Annotated in this window: 16 protein-coding genes; 9 read left to right on the top strand and 7 right to left on the bottom strand. The window is 43.0% G+C overall.

Going from position 1 to position 17,889, the window contains the following annotated elements:
* Positions 1 to 374 precede the first annotated feature (374 nt).
* The 4 genes from AB6D93_RS12700 to AB6D93_RS12685 all read left to right on the top strand — a co-directional run bounded on the left by AB6D93_RS12700 (position 375) and on the right by AB6D93_RS12685 (position 3,308).
* On the top strand, positions 375 to 1,229 hold the full coding sequence (locus tag AB6D93_RS12700) for a co-chaperone YbbN (RefSeq protein WP_102332548.1): 855 nt from the start codon (positions 375 to 377) through the stop codon (positions 1,227 to 1,229).
* Between the two features lie 197 nt (positions 1,230 to 1,426).
* Positions 1,427 to 2,356, top strand: coding sequence for an SPFH domain-containing protein (locus AB6D93_RS12695; protein WP_102332549.1), 930 nt, complete (start codon positions 1,427 to 1,429; stop codon positions 2,354 to 2,356).
* A gap of 3 nt (positions 2,357 to 2,359) precedes the next feature.
* Positions 2,360 to 2,809 carry an NfeD family protein gene (locus AB6D93_RS12690; RefSeq protein WP_017061926.1) on the top strand — a complete coding sequence of 150 codons (450 nt, stop codon included), beginning with the start codon at positions 2,360 to 2,362 and terminating at the stop codon, positions 2,807 to 2,809.
* Between the two features lie 319 nt (positions 2,810 to 3,128).
* Positions 3,129 to 3,308, top strand: coding sequence for a hypothetical protein (locus tag AB6D93_RS12685; protein WP_017061927.1), 180 nt, complete (start codon positions 3,129 to 3,131; stop codon positions 3,306 to 3,308).
* A 76-nt stretch (positions 3,309 to 3,384) separates the two neighbouring features.
* Here AB6D93_RS12685 and cueR read toward each other — a convergent pair whose 3' ends face one another.
* The 5 genes from cueR to zipA all read right to left on the bottom strand — a co-directional run bounded on the left by cueR (position 3,385) and on the right by zipA (position 9,547).
* Complete coding sequence (gene cueR / locus AB6D93_RS12680) at positions 3,385 to 3,777, bottom strand: Cu(I)-responsive transcriptional regulator (protein WP_017061928.1); 393 nt, start codon at positions 3,775 to 3,777, stop codon at positions 3,385 to 3,387.
* Positions 3,778 to 3,870: 93 nt separating this feature from the next.
* Complete coding sequence (locus AB6D93_RS12675) at positions 3,871 to 4,674, bottom strand: DUF2057 family protein (RefSeq protein ID WP_017063394.1); 804 nt, start codon at positions 4,672 to 4,674, stop codon at positions 3,871 to 3,873.
* A gap of 98 nt (positions 4,675 to 4,772) precedes the next feature.
* The gene (locus AB6D93_RS12670) at positions 4,773 to 5,873 is read right to left on the bottom strand and encodes a porin (protein WP_102332550.1); all 1,101 of its coding nucleotides are present in this window, start codon (positions 5,871 to 5,873) and stop codon (positions 4,773 to 4,775) included.
* Between the two features lie 525 nt (positions 5,874 to 6,398).
* Positions 6,399 to 8,411: an NAD-dependent DNA ligase LigA gene (ligA, locus tag AB6D93_RS12665; protein ID WP_102332551.1), complete on the bottom strand. Its 2,013-nt coding sequence runs from the start codon at positions 8,409 to 8,411 to the stop codon at positions 6,399 to 6,401.
* Between the two features lie 92 nt (positions 8,412 to 8,503).
* The gene (zipA, locus tag AB6D93_RS12660; protein WP_017061932.1) at positions 8,504 to 9,547 is read right to left on the bottom strand and encodes a cell division protein ZipA; all 1,044 of its coding nucleotides are present in this window, start codon (positions 9,545 to 9,547) and stop codon (positions 8,504 to 8,506) included.
* A gap of 229 nt (positions 9,548 to 9,776) precedes the next feature.
* Here zipA and cysZ point away from each other — a divergent pair, with 229 nt between their 5' ends.
* From cysZ to crr, 5 genes are all read left to right on the top strand, one after another.
* Positions 9,777 to 10,535, top strand: coding sequence for a sulfate transporter CysZ (gene cysZ, locus AB6D93_RS12655; RefSeq protein ID WP_029235129.1), 759 nt, complete (start codon positions 9,777 to 9,779; stop codon positions 10,533 to 10,535).
* Between the two features lie 237 nt (positions 10,536 to 10,772).
* Positions 10,773 to 11,741, top strand: coding sequence for a cysteine synthase A (gene cysK, locus AB6D93_RS12650; protein ID WP_017061934.1), 969 nt, complete (start codon positions 10,773 to 10,775; stop codon positions 11,739 to 11,741).
* Between the two features lie 302 nt (positions 11,742 to 12,043).
* Positions 12,044 to 12,301 (top strand): HPr family phosphocarrier protein, encoded by a 258-nt coding sequence (locus AB6D93_RS12645; RefSeq protein ID WP_004734263.1) that lies wholly within the window; start codon positions 12,044 to 12,046, stop codon positions 12,299 to 12,301.
* A 136-nt stretch (positions 12,302 to 12,437) separates the two neighbouring features.
* Positions 12,438 to 14,162, top strand: coding sequence for a phosphoenolpyruvate-protein phosphotransferase PtsI (gene ptsI / locus AB6D93_RS12640; RefSeq protein WP_017061935.1), 1,725 nt, complete (start codon positions 12,438 to 12,440; stop codon positions 14,160 to 14,162).
* 106 nt (positions 14,163 to 14,268) lie between these two features.
* Positions 14,269 to 14,778, top strand: a complete 510-nt coding sequence (gene crr / locus AB6D93_RS12635) for a PTS glucose transporter subunit IIA (RefSeq protein WP_004737851.1) — start codon at positions 14,269 to 14,271, stop codon at positions 14,776 to 14,778.
* Positions 14,779 to 15,269: 491 nt separating this feature from the next.
* Here crr and AB6D93_RS12630 read toward each other — a convergent pair whose 3' ends face one another.
* Positions 15,270 to 16,403, bottom strand: coding sequence for a flagellin (locus AB6D93_RS12630; protein ID WP_102333439.1), 1,134 nt, complete (start codon positions 16,401 to 16,403; stop codon positions 15,270 to 15,272).
* Positions 16,404 to 16,700: 297 nt separating this feature from the next.
* Positions 16,701 to 17,834, bottom strand: coding sequence for a flagellin (locus AB6D93_RS12625; protein WP_017063389.1), 1,134 nt, complete (start codon positions 17,832 to 17,834; stop codon positions 16,701 to 16,703).
* Positions 17,835 to 17,889: the final 55 nt, after the last annotated feature.

Here is a 17,889-nt window from a genome sequence, read left to right as displayed (position 1 = left end):
TCGCAAACTTTAATGTAACGATGTAATTTTTCCGTAACAATAAGATGTCATGATTATCCTATCCCATCAGTTATTCCCAATTGATGGTTCTACTCTGGAAATCTCATGACTTTAAACCGCCTTAATTGGGTAGGTGTGGGTCTGGCAATTACGCTGTTTATACTGTTTTGAGTATCTCACGCAACGCCTCACTGACTACCTCGATGATAACGCTATGCCTTCCATGTTGAGATAACAACTCTATCAACATCGAAGCATAGCGTTTTTCTATTTTTGGTTCTTTTTATCCGAGATAACCGAGTTAGATCTTGAAGTTACCGACTAACCCCCCCATATTTGCAACGTATCCACAAAACAAACCTCAAGGAACGTAAATGCAATCTCCGCATATTGTTGAACTTAATGAGCAGAACTTTCGTCAAGTATTAGAAGGTTCGATGCAGACCCCTGTACTCATCCATTTTGGGGCACCAATGAGCCAAGAGAGCGCCCAAGTCATTCCTGAACTGCAAACTTTAACTCAGCAATACAACGGTGCCTTCACCTTAGCCCTGCTCAATTGCGAACAAGAGCAAGCTATTGCTAGCCAGTTTGGTGTTCAAGCACTGCCCACTATTGCACTGTTTGTTAATGGTCAGCCAGTCGATGGGCTCGGTGGCCCTCAAAGCATAGAAGCTATTGTCGATATGCTCAGCAAACACCTTCCTAGCCAAGATGAACTTGCTTTGCGTCAGGCTCTTGAGCAAATGCAAGCTGGCGAGCACACACAGGCACTAGCAGCAATGCAGCAACTTCCAGCAGAGCTGACGAATAAAGGTGAAGTAAAACTGGCGATCGCAGAGTGTTTGTTAGAAACGCAACAATTTGACCTTGCTGAAACTCAGCTAGCAACTATCCCTCTTGAGTACCAAGACAACTACTACAAAGGCTTAGTTGCAAAGCTTAAACTTCATAAACAAGCAGCAGACAGCCCTGAAATACAAGCATTAGAAGCAGCTCTTCAGCAAAATCCGAGCGACGCTAAAACAGCATCTGAATTAGCATTGCAATATCACCAAGTGAACCGCAGTGAAGAAGCTATGGATCTATTATGGTCTTTCCTAGCCAAAGATCTTAATGCTCTCGATGGTGACATGAAGAAAGAGTTCATGGACATCTTGAGTGCGCTTGGACAAGGTAACCCAGTTGCCAGTAAGTACCGTCGACAACTGTACTCTCTGCTTTACTAGTTAAACCTAAAAAGCCGTAGATTAAACATCGAAAATTGACAATTCAATCAATTAGTTTATCGCATAATAGAATGTAAAATGGGCCATAAAATCAATATTTTATGGCCCATTTCTCGTTTATAAATTTGCTCAGAATTTAAATATGAGCCAGTATCAATACTGAACTATCAAAAACTCAAACTTGCAAAGGATTTTGTATGCCTATTGATACCTTGATTACTATCGGCGTCTTTACTGCCGTCGCACTGTTATTTATCTTCGCTGGCGTAAAAACCGTTCCACAAGGCAACAACTGGACCGTTGAACGCTTCGGGCGATACACACACACCCTTAAACCGGGTCTTAACTTAATCATTCCATTTATTGATAAAGTTGGACAGCGCATCAGCATGATGGAGCGTGTTCTCGACATCCCAGCACAAGAAGTCATCTCCAAAGATAATGCTAATGTCATGATTGATGCTGTCTGCTTCGTACAAGTTATCGATGCACCGAAAGCGGCTTATGAAGTCAATGACCTTGAGCATGCGATCCGTAATTTAACCCTCACCAATATCCGTACTGTACTTGGCTCTATGGAGCTGGATGAAATGCTTAGCCAGCGTGACATGATCAATACCAAGCTGCTAAATATCGTGGATGAAGCAACCAACCCATGGGGCGTAAAAGTTACTCGCATCGAGATCAAAGATGTACAGCCACCAGCCGATCTGACCGCTGCGATGAATGCCCAGATGAAAGCCGAGCGTAATAAACGTGCTGATATCTTAGAAGCAGAAGGTGTACGACAAGCTGAGATCTTGAAAGCAGAAGGCCACAAGCAATCAGAGATCCTGAAAGCAGAAGGTGAGAAGCAAGCGGCAATATTGCAAGCAGAAGCCCGTGAGCGTGCCGCAGAAGCAGAAGCTAAAGCGACAGAAATGGTATCAACGGCAATTGCTCAAGGTGACATGCAAGCGGTCAATTACTTCATTGCACAAGGCTACACCGACGCACTGAAATCAATTGGTCAAGCAGAAAACGGCAAGATCATCATGCTACCACTCGAAGCAACTGGCCTTATGGGTTCTGTAGCGGGTATCGCGGAGATGTTTGCACATAAGAATGACAAAGGTAGTAAGGACTAACTTATGGTCGAATTACTAGAACAAGTAAACCACTGGCATTGGTTAGCGTTTGGTCTAGCATTGTTAGCGCTTGAGCTAATTGGAACCGCTGGTTACTTTTTATGGATAGGCATATCTGCCATGCTGGTCGGTGCCCTATTAGGAGCATTACCAATTGGTTGGCAGATGCAATGGCTGTCCTTTGCTAGCTTCTCTCTTATTACCACTTGGTTGTGGTGGAGAAGACAACTCTCGAATGACAAGCAATCGGATGCAGGGCGAGAGTTAAACCAAAGAGAAAAGCAATTGGTAGGTCAAACCGTTATTTTAAGTGAAGACGTAAAGAAAGGTAGCTGTCGAATTAAGTTCGGTGACTCTTCTTGGTCAGCAAAGGCCAGTCAAGATATTCCATCTGGAACCGAAATTAAGATTGTCGCTTTAGACGGAATCGTTCTAATAATAGAACCTTTATAAACAAGAGCTATATGAAGCCTGCATTTTCAATAAATGCAGGCTTTTTCTATTTTTGAACCTTAATAATATTCGAATTATCATTGCGATAGATTGAATTGAAAAAAAAATAAGTTCTTATTTCGTAAAGCTAAAAAGTTTGATTGAGCTAAAAAGGTATAAGAAAGCCAGATTTCTTACCCAATATATATATGAATAGTTAACCTTACTCTCGCTTATTTATAATTATTAAAAATGTTAAGTCCGTCCAATTTTTGAAATTTTCTTTTCCTTGTCCATACTTTCAATTATCTCAATTAGAGATAAACCTAATGGAGTTTGTATGAGACATTTTTTAATAATTCTAACGGCTATTTTCAGCTTGTCATTTGGAAGCGCTCTAGCGAGCAGTCAGTCTCCTGGTAACGGAAACATGGGGCCTATCGTTAAGTGTTCAGATGGTAACGCAGTCACTCATGTACCACTGTTGATCTGTAAACATTACGGCGGAAAGGTGCTGTGATAGGTGCTGTGATAGGTGATTAAAGTCAGGCTAGTAATGAAATTGCTGCCTGACGATTATTTAGAACTGGAATAACCTAACTGCGGCCAGATAGATTATTCAAGATAGGACATTCCGTTGAAGTATCTCCAGGGCAGTCATGTACCCAAGATTGTAGCTGCACCTTCATCTTGTTTAACTCCGCAAGCTTCAACTCTATTTCATCTAACTTCTGAGTAGCCTTCTTCTTTACTTCGTAGCTTTGTCTGTTGGGATTCATTGCCAACTCAACCAGTGACTTACACTCATCGAGAGTGAAACCAACCATTTTAGCTCTCAAAACGAACTCTAACTGTTCGATATGAATCTCGCCATATTGCCTGTAACCATTTTCTGATCGGTGCGGTGGGCTCATCATGCCTTTACTTTCGTAAAAACGAATGGATTTCGCTGTTGTACCAACACGCTTCGCTACTTCACCAATATTCACAATCTTACCTGTAAGCCTAAAATGAAAAACCGCAGTACTGCTGTTATACAATACTGCGGTTGAAAAACATAGCTAGAGACTTACGTTAGAAGCCTACTCTTGCTCTAATAGCCAAATCATAGTTTGAGATTTTTCTTCGCTGTTTAGCTTATTGAACCAATATGAAACCATTTCGATTTCTTTTGAGCCTTCTAGTGATGTTGGGGTAGCGTTTTTACGATTCTTGAATGCCCAATCAGTCACAGCAGCTTGCTCTTCTTTTGTCGCTTGACCATACCAGTAATTAACCATCTCTTGAGCTTGAGACGCTTTTGGTTCTTCAGCAACTACAGCCGCAACAGGTACCGCAACCGGAGCAACAGCGATAGCCGTATGATTATTTGCACCGTTATAAATTGTGTCGATATACGCTTTCGGCACAATGAAAGTTGTACTCATCACTGAGTTTTGTCCATCAAGTGTAAATTCTAAATTCTTTTTTCTTGCTTGCTGGATGTCAGCTTCGCTCAATGGAAATTTAATATACTGAGTCTTTGTGCAGTGTTCGCTGCAGCTCTCTCTTGGAAGTTGTCTCTCTTCAAGGTCTATCGTCTTACCAAAAAAGCTAACGGTTTCGTATTCTTTATAGCTCTGGAAATAGCTTACATCCATGGTAATGGAAGATTCTGGAGCCGAATTCTGCGTTATTTCTTTGTTGTATGTAAAGTAGAGTGACGATTTCAGGATGTCTGCCCCGACATTCGCTTTACTTTCCGCTACATAAGATTGCCCAGTCACTTGAATGTAGCCACCTTTTGGCTGTACATCAGCAACTGAGTCTGCAAAATTACTTTGTGAATCGAGTGAACTACAAGCTCCCAAAAATAATGATAATACGACTACACTAACTTTATTCATTATGACTAATTCCTTATGTTCACTATGGAAAAACGCTGGCAAACAAAATTTACCAGCGTTTTGATTTTTATCTAACTGTTTAAGCTAAAGATTCTAGCTTAGAAACCGTATTCAAGACCAACGCGAGTTACGATATCTGTATCAGCGTCACCAACAGTACGACCCGCTACACGTAGGTAAGGTACGAAACCGTTATGAACAGCCATTAACTGACCAGAAATAGTGTTGCTGTCTGAGTTAGCGTCTTTCTTACCGTTTGTTTCAGACTCAAGGTTAGCTGCGTAGCCTAGTTTGAAACCGATTGGACCATTCCAGTATTGACCGATGATAGAGTAAGAATCTTGAGTTACTTTGCGGATGCTGTTATCTAGCTCTTCGCCTTTATATGCTGCAGCGAAACCGAAACCTGCTGGTAGGCTAGCTTCGAAACCAACAATGTATGCGAATGTATCATCATCGTAACCAGCTACTTCAGGAGCCTGTTCTGGGTTACCGTTTTCATCAAAAGACCAATCACCACCAGACGCGGCAACGACACGAGTACCAGATTCAACCGCACCCATTAATGTTACTTTCTCGAAGCTGTACTTAGCACTTGCGCCAACAAAGTTTGCGTCACGAGTTGCTGCACCACCACCGTTGTCGTTATCGTCACGACCAACAGAAGCTGCAAAAGAGAAACCGCCAAATTTAGCTGAATCGTAACGAACTTGGTTAGATTGACGATCGTAGTGACCGTTGATGCCGCCCCAATCGAATACAGAACCTAGACCAGGGTTAGAGAATGGCCAGTCGACGATTTCGTATAGTGGAGTAAGAACACGACCCACACGCAGGTTACCCCAAGAGCCAGAAGCACCAACGAACGTATCACGGAAACCAAGCACACCGCCTGAAACGCCGCCATGACCCCAGTCTGTGCTATCTACGTAGCCAGATTCAATCTGCATTGTGATTAATACGTCATCAAACATCTCTTTATGAGCACGGAAGCCGATACGAGATTCATTCTCTACAGCGTAACCAGTACTAGAGTCGTTGTTGTCAGTTGTGTTGTAGTTAACTAGAGAGATAGCTGCAACACCGTATACGTCAACGTTGAAATCAGAGTTGATACCAACTTCTTTCGCCATTACGCCTGTCGATAAAAGTGCAACGGATGCACCTAGTAGAGTACGTTTGAAAATTTTGTTTTCCATGGAATAAAACTCCTAAAAATGGATATAGCTGTTTGAATATTCCCCGCCTAAAGTTGGCCGCCGTAGAGAGAAATACCTTTTCTTGTTTGAGAACCCTAAACTCTGAATTCTCTATTTCCTTTCTGGTTATACACATCATGTGCATCCATGGCATTAAGACTAACTTCGCCCTCAAAAAGATCAATGAGAACTTAATTTTCATCTAAAAAAATATGAGTTGGTGCAAATTTAATAGGTACTTAGTGATCCAGATCGATAAATAGAAAAATCCTCACCAAAACAAAATCAATACCAATAAATTCAACAACTTGAGGTAATTATCACTTTGTAAAAATAGATATGACTCGCATTTTTGATACAACTACAATGGTATTTCATTAATGTTGAGCAGCGTCACTGTCCTGATTTTAGAGTTCGTATAGGAACAAAATTCTCAACAATTAAAAAGCCCTCATTTTTATATCAGAAACAAAAAAGGCACTCCCTTGAAAGGAGTGCCTTTGAGCTTTTTTTATCTGTATTTACTTACGAAATAAGGGCTATTAGATCTTCTTCTGTTCTTATTTCGATACCTAAATCTTGTGCTTTAGTTAATTTAGAACCCGCAGCTTCACCGGCAAACAAGATGTCCGTTTTCTTCGATACGCTACCCGTCACTTTCGCACCTAATGCTTGTAACGCAGCTTTAGCTTCACTTCGACCTAATTGCGACAATGAGCCTGTTAACACAACGACTTTACCTTCTAATGGTAGCTCTTGGTCATCGGCAGCTTCTTTGATGATTGGCCAATTCACACCTAGCTCTATCAGCTGATCGACGACCGCTCTGTTTTTCTCTTGTGAGAAGAAGCTGGTGATATGGCTAGCAACGATGTCACCAATATCTGACACTTCAACTAATTGTTCATGAGTAGCTGCTTGAACCAGTTCCAACGTCTTAAAGTGTTGAGCTAAGTTCATAGCCGTCGCTTCACCGACTTCACGAATACCGAGTGAATAGAGGAAACGTGCTAACGTTGTGTCTTTGGCTTTATTCAGCGCACTCACCACATTTTGCGCCGATTTAGGCCCCATACGATCAAGAACTGTAATTACGCCCGCGCTAAGCTTGAACAAGTCAGCGGGCGTTTCTACCATTTCACGGTCCACAAGCTGCTCTATCACTTTTACGCCAAGGCCATCGACATCCAACGCCTTTCTCGACACAAAGTGCTTAAGCGCTTCTTTACGCTGCGCCTGACAGACTAAACCGCCAGTACAACGCGCTACAGCTTCCCCCTCGACACGCTCAACCGTAGAGCTACATACAGGGCAAGCATCAGGGAAAACAATGTCTCTAGCCGTTTCAGGGCGACGATCTAGTACAACAGCCACAATTTGCGGAATAACATCACCTGCACGGCGAATAATAACGCTGTCGCCTACCTTCACGCCTAAACGCGCAATCTCATCGGCATTGTGTAAAGTGGCATTGCTGACTGTCACGCCACCAACGAAGATAGGTTCAAGTTTAGCAACCGGCGTAATAGCGCCAGTACGGCCCACCTGAAATTCAACGTCATTGAGCAGTGTAATCTCTTCTTGAGCTGGGAACTTATAAGCAATTGCCCAACGTGGCGCTCGTGCAACAAAGCCAAGTACTTCTTGAGCCGCGATATCGTCGACTTTGATAACAACGCCATCAATCTCGTAAGCCAGAGCATCACGACGAGTCATAATATCTTGGTAATAGGCTTTCACGTCTTCGAGAGAGCTCAGTTGCTTAGTCTCGGGGCACATAGGTAAGCCCCAACCTTTAAGCTGTAAAAAGCGTTGGTAGTGACTATTTGATAGCTCAGCGCCTTGTACAACACCTACACTGTATGCGTAGAAAGCTAGCGGACGTTTCGCAGTAATACGAGAATCAAGCTGACGCAGGCTACCTGCGGCAGCATTACGTGGGTTAACAAATACTTTCTCGCCTTTCTTCAACGCCATCTCATTCAACTTATCGAAACCCGCTTTTGGCATAAACACTTCGCCACGAACTTCAATACGCTGCGGCCAGCCTTCACCTTGTAACTTAAGTGGGATAGAGCTGATCGTACGCACGTTTTCAGTGATGTTTTCACCCGTCGCACCGTCACCACGTGTCGCAGCCTGAACTAAAATACCATTCACATAGAGTAGGCTAACTGCAAGGCCATCAAGCTTAGGTTCACAACAGAAAGTCTTGAGGTTAGCGGTTGGCGCTCTATCAGACATTCGCTTATTGAACGCATCCAAATCTTCATCAGAGAAAGCATTGTCCAGAGAAAGCATTGGGATCTCATGAGTCACTTGAGTGAAACCATCGAGAGGCTGACCACCAACACGTTGGCTCGGAGAATCTACCGTCACTAGTTCCGGGTTCTCTTCTTCGATCTTTAGCAATTGCTGCATTAATCGATCGTACTCGACATCAGGGATCTCAGGGCTATCTTCTACGTAATAACGAACGGCGTGATAATGCAGAGTTTCTCTTAACTGCTCTAAGGTAACTTGAATCGATTCTTTCATATCATTCTCTATCGTGATTGAAATATCAAAAAGGGCTCCCTTAGGAGCCCTTTTCTATAAATATAGATTATTTACAAGGCTAAACAATACGGCTAGGCATTCGATGCCGTCATAAAGTCTCTGATTTGCTTGCGGTAGTCAGATAAACGGTTTGGTGTCATTAAGTTGCGTGACTCATCCAACACGTTTCCGCCCATATCGTCAGCAATTTTCTGCGCCGCACTCAGCATCACATTGAAGTTTTGATCAGCTTGACCATAACAAGGCAACGTCATAAAGAACGAAATACCTTTAGTCGTGAAGTCAGCAGGATCATCATGTTCTAGCGTTCCTGGCTGCATCATGTTTGCAACGCTGAAAATAACCTTTGGTGCATCTGTAGATTGTGCAAAGCAGTGGTAAATAGACATCTCACCATAAGTTAAACCGTTGTTCTCCATGCTGCGGAAAAGTTCAGTCCCAACGAATGGGATCTCTCCAGCACAGTGAACATTAAGAACGATCACTTCTAAACCAAGTTCTTCATCTGGTTTTGCTTCTTCAACAGTCGCACTTTGCGGAGTCACGACTTCTTTCGCTACAACTGGCTCTCTTTGAGTAAGCGTTTCGTTTGGAACGACTGGCTCATCAACTGTTTCAGAAGGCTCTTCAAACGAACCGTACTGCACTTTAAAGCCGGCATGGTTTTCTTTTTGCTCGTCAGTCAACTCAAAGCTTGGAACTTCAGGCTCAACGTCCTTCTCTTCCTCAATCACTTCAGGTTCACTTTCAACCTTAATTGGGTCTTCTACGCTGAAAGAAGGAAGATCATTTAATTCGATATCATCTTCGTAAGCTTCTTTCGCTTGTGGCGCTGTTAGCGGATCTGAGTCGATCAGCGGATCAGTATCAGAGGGTGAAACAGCAAAATCCGGCTCTTTACGTTCTTTTCGGATTATCTCAAAATCATCTTCTGGGGCGAATGAACGGTTTGGAATAGTTTCTGCTTCATCTAAGCTGTCGTTATCAAGCTTACCGAGCGGCTTATCTCCAAACTTTGCTTTCCCTTCTTTTTTACTCGTCCATAGACCATGGAACAATAATGCGGCGATAGCTAATGCGCCAACAATAATGAGTACAAATCGCAATTCCTGCATTTTTCGCTCTCAGCTTTCTTAGTCAACTAGCTATAAACACGCTGTCACTAAGTTGGGTTAATTTGGCTAATCTCACTACTCTATCAAAAGTAGCCACTGTTTTAGAACAACTTAATACAATTAGTTCCTTACATGGTGTGATTTTCACCACGCTTTTTTTCTTAATTTCGGTCGAGTACACTAGACATGTTTGCTATTTAACCAAATTCACATGTGACCTAATTTAAATATGACTATTGAATCTGTTCCCCGCTCCGGCTTTGGCTATTTTATTTTCGGAATAAAAATCGCTTTATCACCGAGCATTCGTAAGTTTGTACTAATGCCACTTATCGCGAACGTGTTACTCGTTGGTGGTGCCTTGTTTTATATCTTCTCCAACCTAAACACTTGGATTGAAGGTTGGATTGGTGCATTGCCAAGTTTCTTGTCGTGGTTGTCATACATTTTATGGCCATTACTTGTGTTAACCGTCTTGGCCACATTCTCGTATTTCTTTAGCACGCTCGCTAACTTCATTGCCGCACCGTTCAACGGTTTACTCGCGGAAAAAGTTGAAGAGTTGTTGAGCGGTAAAAAAGTTAATGACGATGGTTTACTTGATGTCCTCAAAGATACCCCACGTATATTAGCGAGAGAATGGCGCAAGCTTGTCTACATTCTGCCAAAAGCGATCGGTTTATTCCTACTTTTGTTAATTCCAGCACTAGGGCAAACCGTTGCTCCGTTTTTATGGTTCATTTTCACAGCATGGATGTTAGCGATTCAATACGCCGACTACCCGTTCGATAACCATAAAATCAAATTTGATGACATGAGAAACAATTTGAAACAAAAACAAGGCAAGAGCTACAGCTTTGGCGCGCTTGTTTCTGTGTTCACCACAATTCCAATTCTAAACCTGATCGTAATGCCCGTTGCCGTTTGCGGCGCGACGGCAATGTGGGTTGCTGAGTTTAAAGACCAAGCTCTGCGTTCTCGTCTATAGTTCTCGTCTCTAACCCTTTCTACACTTCCTAGTTTCGCCTATCTTTTTGAAGTTCTGATTTCAATAAAGATAGGCGTCAATTCTGCTACATATCTATATGATATAACTTTTTAATCCTTTTACCTTTTTTTCAACTTGTTTAATCTAAATTCAAGCTGAACAAACATCGAAAGACACTAGACGGTAAAGTGATTGATATACTACGTTTAGTTCTGTCATTAAATGAAGGAATATCGCATGAGCAAGATCTACGAAGACAACACCCTAACGATTGGTAACACACCTCTAGTCCGCCTTAACAAAGTAAGCAAAGGTAACGTCCTAGCTAAGATCGAAGCTCGTAACCCAAGCTTCAGTGTTAAATGTCGTATCGGTTCAAACATGATCTGGGAAGCAGAAAAAGCGGGTACGCTTAAGCCAGGTATCGAGCTTGTTGAACCTACCAGTGGTAACACAGGTGTTGCACTTGCATTCGTAGCAGCAGCACGCGGTTACAAACTAACGCTAACTATGCCTGAATCAATGAGCCTAGAACGTCGTAAGCTGCTTAAAGCGCTTGGCGCAAACCTAGTGCTGACTGAAGCACCAAAAGGTATGAACGGTGCGATTGCTAAAGCAGAAGAGATTGTTGCTTCAGACCCAGACAAGTACCTACTACTTCAACAGTTCAACAACCCAGCCAACCCACAAATTCACGAGCAAACGACTGGTCCTGAAATTTGGGAAGCAACAGACGGCGAAATCGACGTGTTTGTAGCGGGTGTTGGTACGGGCGGTACTATCACAGGTACAAGTCGTTACATTAAAGGTGAAAAAGGCAAAGCGATCACTTCAGTAGCGGTTGAACCAGCAGAGTCTCCAGTGATTGCACAGGCACTTGCAGGTGAAGAAATCAAACCAGCTCCACACAAAATTCAAGGTATCGGTGCAGGTTTCATCCCTGGAAACCTAGATTTAGAGATTATTGACCGTGTTGAATCGGTAACTTCTGAAGAAGCGATTGAGATGGCTCAACGCCTAATGAAAGAAGAAGGTATTCTTGCAGGCATCTCATCTGGCGCGGCAGTTGTAGCAGCAAACAGAATCGCCGAACTACCTGAATTTGCAGGAAAAACTATCGTTACTGTACTACCAAGCTCTGGTGAGCGTTACCTAAGCACAGCCCTATTTGCTGGCATCTTTACGGAAAAAGAGAACCAACAATAATATGTGGTCAAATCAATTTTTCGTCCAAAAAAGCCCCGTTTAGGGGCTTTTTTGTTGATCCCTGCCCCACCTTTGGTAATATCGGGTCTGTTTTATTTTTCGCTTCAAAATAAAAGAAGCAATAAACAAATTCTGAAAGTCATGAGTACTCAGCAAAAGACGACCATGGCTGGATAAAAATTTATAACCAGTCTAAGTTCTAACACGAACATGGCGTACTAGCCTCTAGCGCATTTGGGCTAAAGCAGTTAAGCTAATCTGGTTACAAACTTACAAAAAATAAATTAATTGGGGTATATAAAATGTACGAGAAGCAAGTAGAAATCACAGCAGAAAACGGTCTTCACACTCGTCCAGCTGCACAGTTCGTTAAAGAAGCAAAATCTTTCGACGCTGACATCACAGTGACTTCTAACGGCAAAAGCGCTAGCGCGAAAAGCCTGTTCAAACTACAAACTTTAGGCCTAGTAAAAGGTACTAACGTTACTATTTCAGCTGAAGGTCCTCAAGCTCAGCAAGCAGTAGACCACCTAGTTGCTCTTATGGATCAACTACACTAATACGGTCTCCTTCTTTCAAAGCCATTTTGCATAGCAAAGTGGCTTTGTTCGAAATAGATAGGAATAAGCGCGACATTAGTCGACGACTTAAAGTCACACACTCTCCCGTTTACAGTTGAACAACTAAGGTAAGGCTATGATTTCAGGCATCCTAGCATCTCCTGGTATTGCTTTCGGTAAAGCACTACTACTTCAAGAAGATGAAATTGTCCTAAACACTCAATCTATCTCTGACGACCAAGTTGAAGCAGAAGTACAGCGTTTCTTTGACGCTCGTAACAAATCTTCTCAACAACTTGAAGTTGTTAAGCAAAAAGCACTTGAAACTTTTGGCGAAGAAAAAGAAGCAATCTTTGAAGGCCACATCATGCTGCTTGAAGATGAAGAGCTAGAAGAAGAGATTTTAGCACTCATCAAGAAAGACAAGATGCACGCAGACAACGCGATCCACACTGTGATCGAAGAGCAAGCTGTTGCACTAGAGTCTCTTGATGATGAGTACCTAAAAGAACGTGCAACTGATATCCGTGATATCGGTACTCGTTTCGTTAAAAATGCTCTAGGCATTAACATTGTATCTCTAGCAGATATCAATGAAGAAGTTATCCTAGTAGCTTACGACCTAACGCCATCTGAAACTGCACAAATCAACCTAGACTACGTTCTTGGTTTCGCTTGTGACATCGGCGGTCGTACATCTCATACTTCAATCATGGCACGTTCTCTTGAACTTCCAGCTATCGTTGGTACTAACGATATCACTAAGCAAGTTAAGAACGGCGACATGCTTGTGCTAGACGCGATGAACAACAAGATCATCATCAACCCTTCAGATGCTGAATTAGCAGAAGCTAAGAAAATCAAAGAAGATTTCGAAGCAGAAGCAGTTGAACTAGCAAAACTAAAAGATTTACATGCTGAAACTCTAGACGGTCACCGTGTAGAAGTTTGTGGCAACATCGGTACAGTAAAAGACTGTGACGGTATCCTGCGTAACGGCGGTGAAGGCGTTGGTCTGTACCGTACTGAATTCCTATTTATGGACCGTGACGCGCTTCCTACTGAAGAAGAGCAATACGTTGCTTACAAAGAAGTAGCAGAAGCAATGGAAGGCGAGTCAGTGATTATCCGTACTATGGATATCGGTGGCGACAAAGACCTACCATACATGGACCTTCCACAAGAGATGAACCCGTTCCTAGGCTGGCGTGCAGTACGTATCAGCTTGGATCGTCGTGAAATCCTACGTGACCAACTACGTGGCATCCTACGTGCATCTGCACACGGTAAACTACGTATCATGTTCCCAATGATCATTTCTGTTGAAGAGATCCGTGAACTGAAAAAAGCAATCGAAGAGTACAAAGTTGAACTTCGCGCTGAAGGCCTAGCTTTCGATGAAGAAATCGAAATCGGCGTAATGGTTGAGACTCCAGCAGCTGCTGCAATCGCACACCACCTAGCGAAAGAAGTATCTTTCTTCTCTATCGGTACTAACGACCTAACGCAATACACTCTTGCGGTAGACCGTGGTAACGAAATGATTTCTCACCTATACAACCCACTATCTCCTGCTGTTCTTACAGTAATCAAGCAAGTGATCGACGCATCACACGCTGAAGGTAAGTGGACTGGTATGTGTGGTGAGCTTGCTGGTGATGAGCGTGCAACGCTACTTCTTCTTGGTATGGGTCTAGATGAGTTCTCTATGAGCGGTATCTCTATCCCTAAAGTTAAGAAAGTAATCCGTAACTCTAACTTCGCTGAAGTTAAAGCTATGGCTGACGAAGCACTATCTCTACCAACAGCTGCTGAAATTGAAGCTTGCGTAGAAAAGTTCATCGCTGAGAAAACTCAGTAATCGCCAATCGCTTAATAACGTTAGACGGCTAAAAATAGTCGTCTAATTTGTTAGATTGGTATAGTATATTCTACAGAATAAAACTAAACGTTAGGAGCATGACACAATGGGTCTGTTTGACAAACTGAAAAAGCTTGTATCTGATGACAGCGCTGATGCTGGTGCAATCGAAATCATCGCACCTCTTTCTGGTGAAATCGTAAACATCGAAGATGTGCCAGATGTAGTTTTCGCTGAAAAAATCGTTGGTGACGGCATCGCGATCAAACCAGCTGGCGACAAAATGGTAGCTCCAGTTAACGGTACTATCGGTAAGATCTTCGAAACTAACCACGCATTCTCTATCGAGTCTGACGACGGTGTTGAGCTTTTCGTTCACTTCGGTATCGATACTGTTGAACTTAAAGGCGAAGGCTTCACTCGTGTAGCTGAAGAAGGTCAATCTGTTAAAGCTGGTGACACTATCATCACTTTCGACCTAGCGCTTCTAGAAGAGAAAGCAAAATCTACGCTTACTCCAGTTGTTATCTCTAACATGGACGAAATCAAGGAGCTGAACAAGCTTTCTGGTTCTGTAACTGTTGGCGAAACTCCAGTTCTTAAAGTAACTAAGTAATTTCGATTACTTATCTGCTTTAATTAAAACGCTACCTAAGGGTGGCGTTTTTTGTGCCTGTTATATTGCTCGAGTTCCTTAAACAACAGTTCTGATTACTACTCCCACCTTGCTGTAAACAATCCCTCAATAAGCCACAGTAATCCCAATCCTTAATTACCGACTAACACCTACTTTGTATTAAACCAAGTTAAACGCCATTCTAGGCGCTGCTACCGCACGTTAAATCACGGGGGATGACTTCAGGCAGACAACAGTTCTCTGATATCTCGCTCGACTCGATTCTGAGATGACGACTAAAGACTTCGATTCAGGTAAACAATGGATCAATACCACCCAATCGTCGTCCTTCGCTCACCAAATAACAGGCAATAAAAAACCCAGCCGAAGCTGGGTCCTGTTTAGCGCTCATCTCTCACCACGAGCTAATTTGTGGAAGCCTAACGTTAACGCCTATGAACAACATATAGTCAACGTGGCCTTTCAATCGATTAACCTAGTAGGCTAAGTGCCGAGTTCGGAGCTTGCTTCGCTTGAGCAAGAATCGAGCTTGAAGCTTGAGAAAGGATCTGAGACTTAGTCATCTGAGTCGTTTCTTTCGCGAAATCGGTATCTTTAATACGGCTCTTAGATGCGTTAACGTTCTCGTTAATGTTGTCTAAGTTGCTGATAGCGTGGTCGAAACGGTTTTGGAAAGCACCCAATTCAGCACGGTGGCTATCTACATACTTAAGTGCCGCATCGATAACAGCTACAGACTCTTGTGCGCCGCCAACTGATGTTACATCGATAGTGTCAACCGTTACGTCTTTACCTGCTTGAATACCTAACTCACCAGCAAGACCACCAGAGAAAGACACATCGCCGCTCACTTTGTTGTTGCCAGTGAACATTTGTAGCTTGCCGTCTTCAGTTACAGATGCTTTAACAGAATCTTGTTGACCGTTGATGTACGTTGCTAGCTCTTCAATGTCGTCACCCGCTTTTGCGCTGATGTCGATTTCTTGTGCTTGACCGAAGTTATCAGTGAACGACATTTTCAGGTCGTTAGAGCCTGATTGAACGTTCCAATCTTTATCTTTCGCGTTCTCAGTTTGGTAGCTCTTACCACCCATCTGAGCGTTATCAGAGCGCATGTCTTTCAGTTGAAGCATTACCGCTTCACCGTTATCCGCACCGATTTGGAATGATTTAGTACCATGAGTACCGTTAAGCAGTTTATTACCACCAAAAGACGTCGTTTCCGCGATACGGTTTAGTTCGTCGTTCAGTGCTGTTACTTCTTCTTGAATCGCTACACGCTCAGATTTTGAGTTTGAGCCGTTTGAAGATTGTAGAGACAAATCACGCATACGTTGCAGGATGTTAGTCGTCTCGTTCATTGCACCTTCAGCTGTTTGTGCAATTGAGATACCGTCGTTCGCGTTACGTACAGCAACATCAAGACCACGACTTTGAACGTTCAAACGGTTCGAGATTTGTAGGCCAGCAGCGTCATCTTTTGCGCTGTTGATTTTTGAGCCTGAAGCTAGACGCTCCATTGATGTTTGTTGTGCGCTGTTTGCGTTGTTTAGGTAACGTTGCGCTGTCATCGCTGAAACGTTTGTATTTACATTCACTGCCATGGTGACTTCTCCAATTGATTTTCCGGTATAGCGGTTTCCGACGTCTCGGAAAACCAAGTAGTTATCTCTAAGTTACTTTTAATAACGGCGTGATTGGCGAAACCTTTAGGAAAAAAACAACAAATTTAAAGAAATAGCGGTAAAACAGAAGAAAGCGTGACTGGTCGTAAAATTATCGAAAAAAGATGAGAAAATCGCTAAAGTTGCCGGGAAGTCAGTCGAGTGAGAAATTGTATTTTTATTCGCCAAAAAGCACCGGCCAAGCTGAAATGCTTTTATAAGATTGTAGGTAATTCATTAACCTAATAACGTTAAAGCTAGATTCGGCGCTTGCTTGGCTTGAGCGAGTATCGTTGTGCTCACTTGCTGCAGTATTTGTTGCTTGAGCATTTGAGTGGTTTCTTTGGCGTAGTCGGTATCTTTGATTCGACTGTTTGATGTCGCCAAATTCTCATGAACGTTTTCAAGATTGTTAATGGCATGATCAAAGCGGTTTTGCATTGCCCCTAATTCAGAGCGATGGCTATCGACATACTTCATCGCCGTATCCAAAATAGAGACGGCGCGCTGAGCACCACCCACATCCGTTACATTGATGTCATTAACTGACTCGTAATAGCCCGCTGACATCGAAAGCTCACTGGCTAATGAACCTGAAAAAGAGATGGTACCCGCGGTATCTTCACCTGACATATAAATCTGAAGTTGTCCGTCATCATTAACAGAAGCCGATAAGAGATCCGTTTGACCATTAATGTAAGTCGCCAACTCTTCGATATCATCGCCCGCTTTCGCGTTGATGGTGATCTCTTGTGGCTGACCAAAACGATCGGTAAACGACATCGTCATATCATTCTGGTTTGATTTCACTTCCCATGAATCACTGGCCATGCCATTAGCAACGTAGCTAAAGCCGCCCATGTTGATGTCATCAGTACGCATGCTTTTCAAACCAATCTGCACAGCTTCGCCCGAACTGCCGCCGATTTGAAACGAGGTGTGCCCAAAACTGCCGTTAAGGAGTTTTTTACCACCGAATGAAGTGGTTTCGGCAATTCGATTCAGCTCGTCATTTAACGCGGTGACTTCTTCTTGAATAGCGATTCGTTCCGATGAACTATTCGAGCCGTTACTCGCTTGTAGGGATAAGTCTCGCATGCGCTGCATGATATTAGTGGTTTCATTCATCGCCCCTTCTGCAGTCTGCATAATGGAGATACCGTCGTTAGCATTTCGAACAGCAACATCAATGCCACTCATCTGTGCTTCTAATCGATTTGAGATCTGTAAGCCAGCCGCATCGTCTTTTGCACTATTAATACGGCTCCCTGAAGCTAAGCGCTCCAAAGATTGGTTCAGCATGTTATTAGCGTTAGAGAGGTTTCTCTGAGCCACTAACGCCGAGACATTCGTATTGACAGTTATAGCCATAGACCTTCGCTTACAAAAAGAGGAATAAAACTCACGATTGCTCTTATATCGACCA

It is taken from the genome of Vibrio sp. 10N.247.310.23, from assembly GCF_041467155.1.
Lineage (GTDB): Bacteria > Pseudomonadota > Gammaproteobacteria > Enterobacterales > Vibrionaceae > Vibrio > Vibrio crassostreae_C.
Note: the sequence above shows the minus strand (reverse complement) of the source record. Positions and strands in the feature narration are given on the sequence as shown.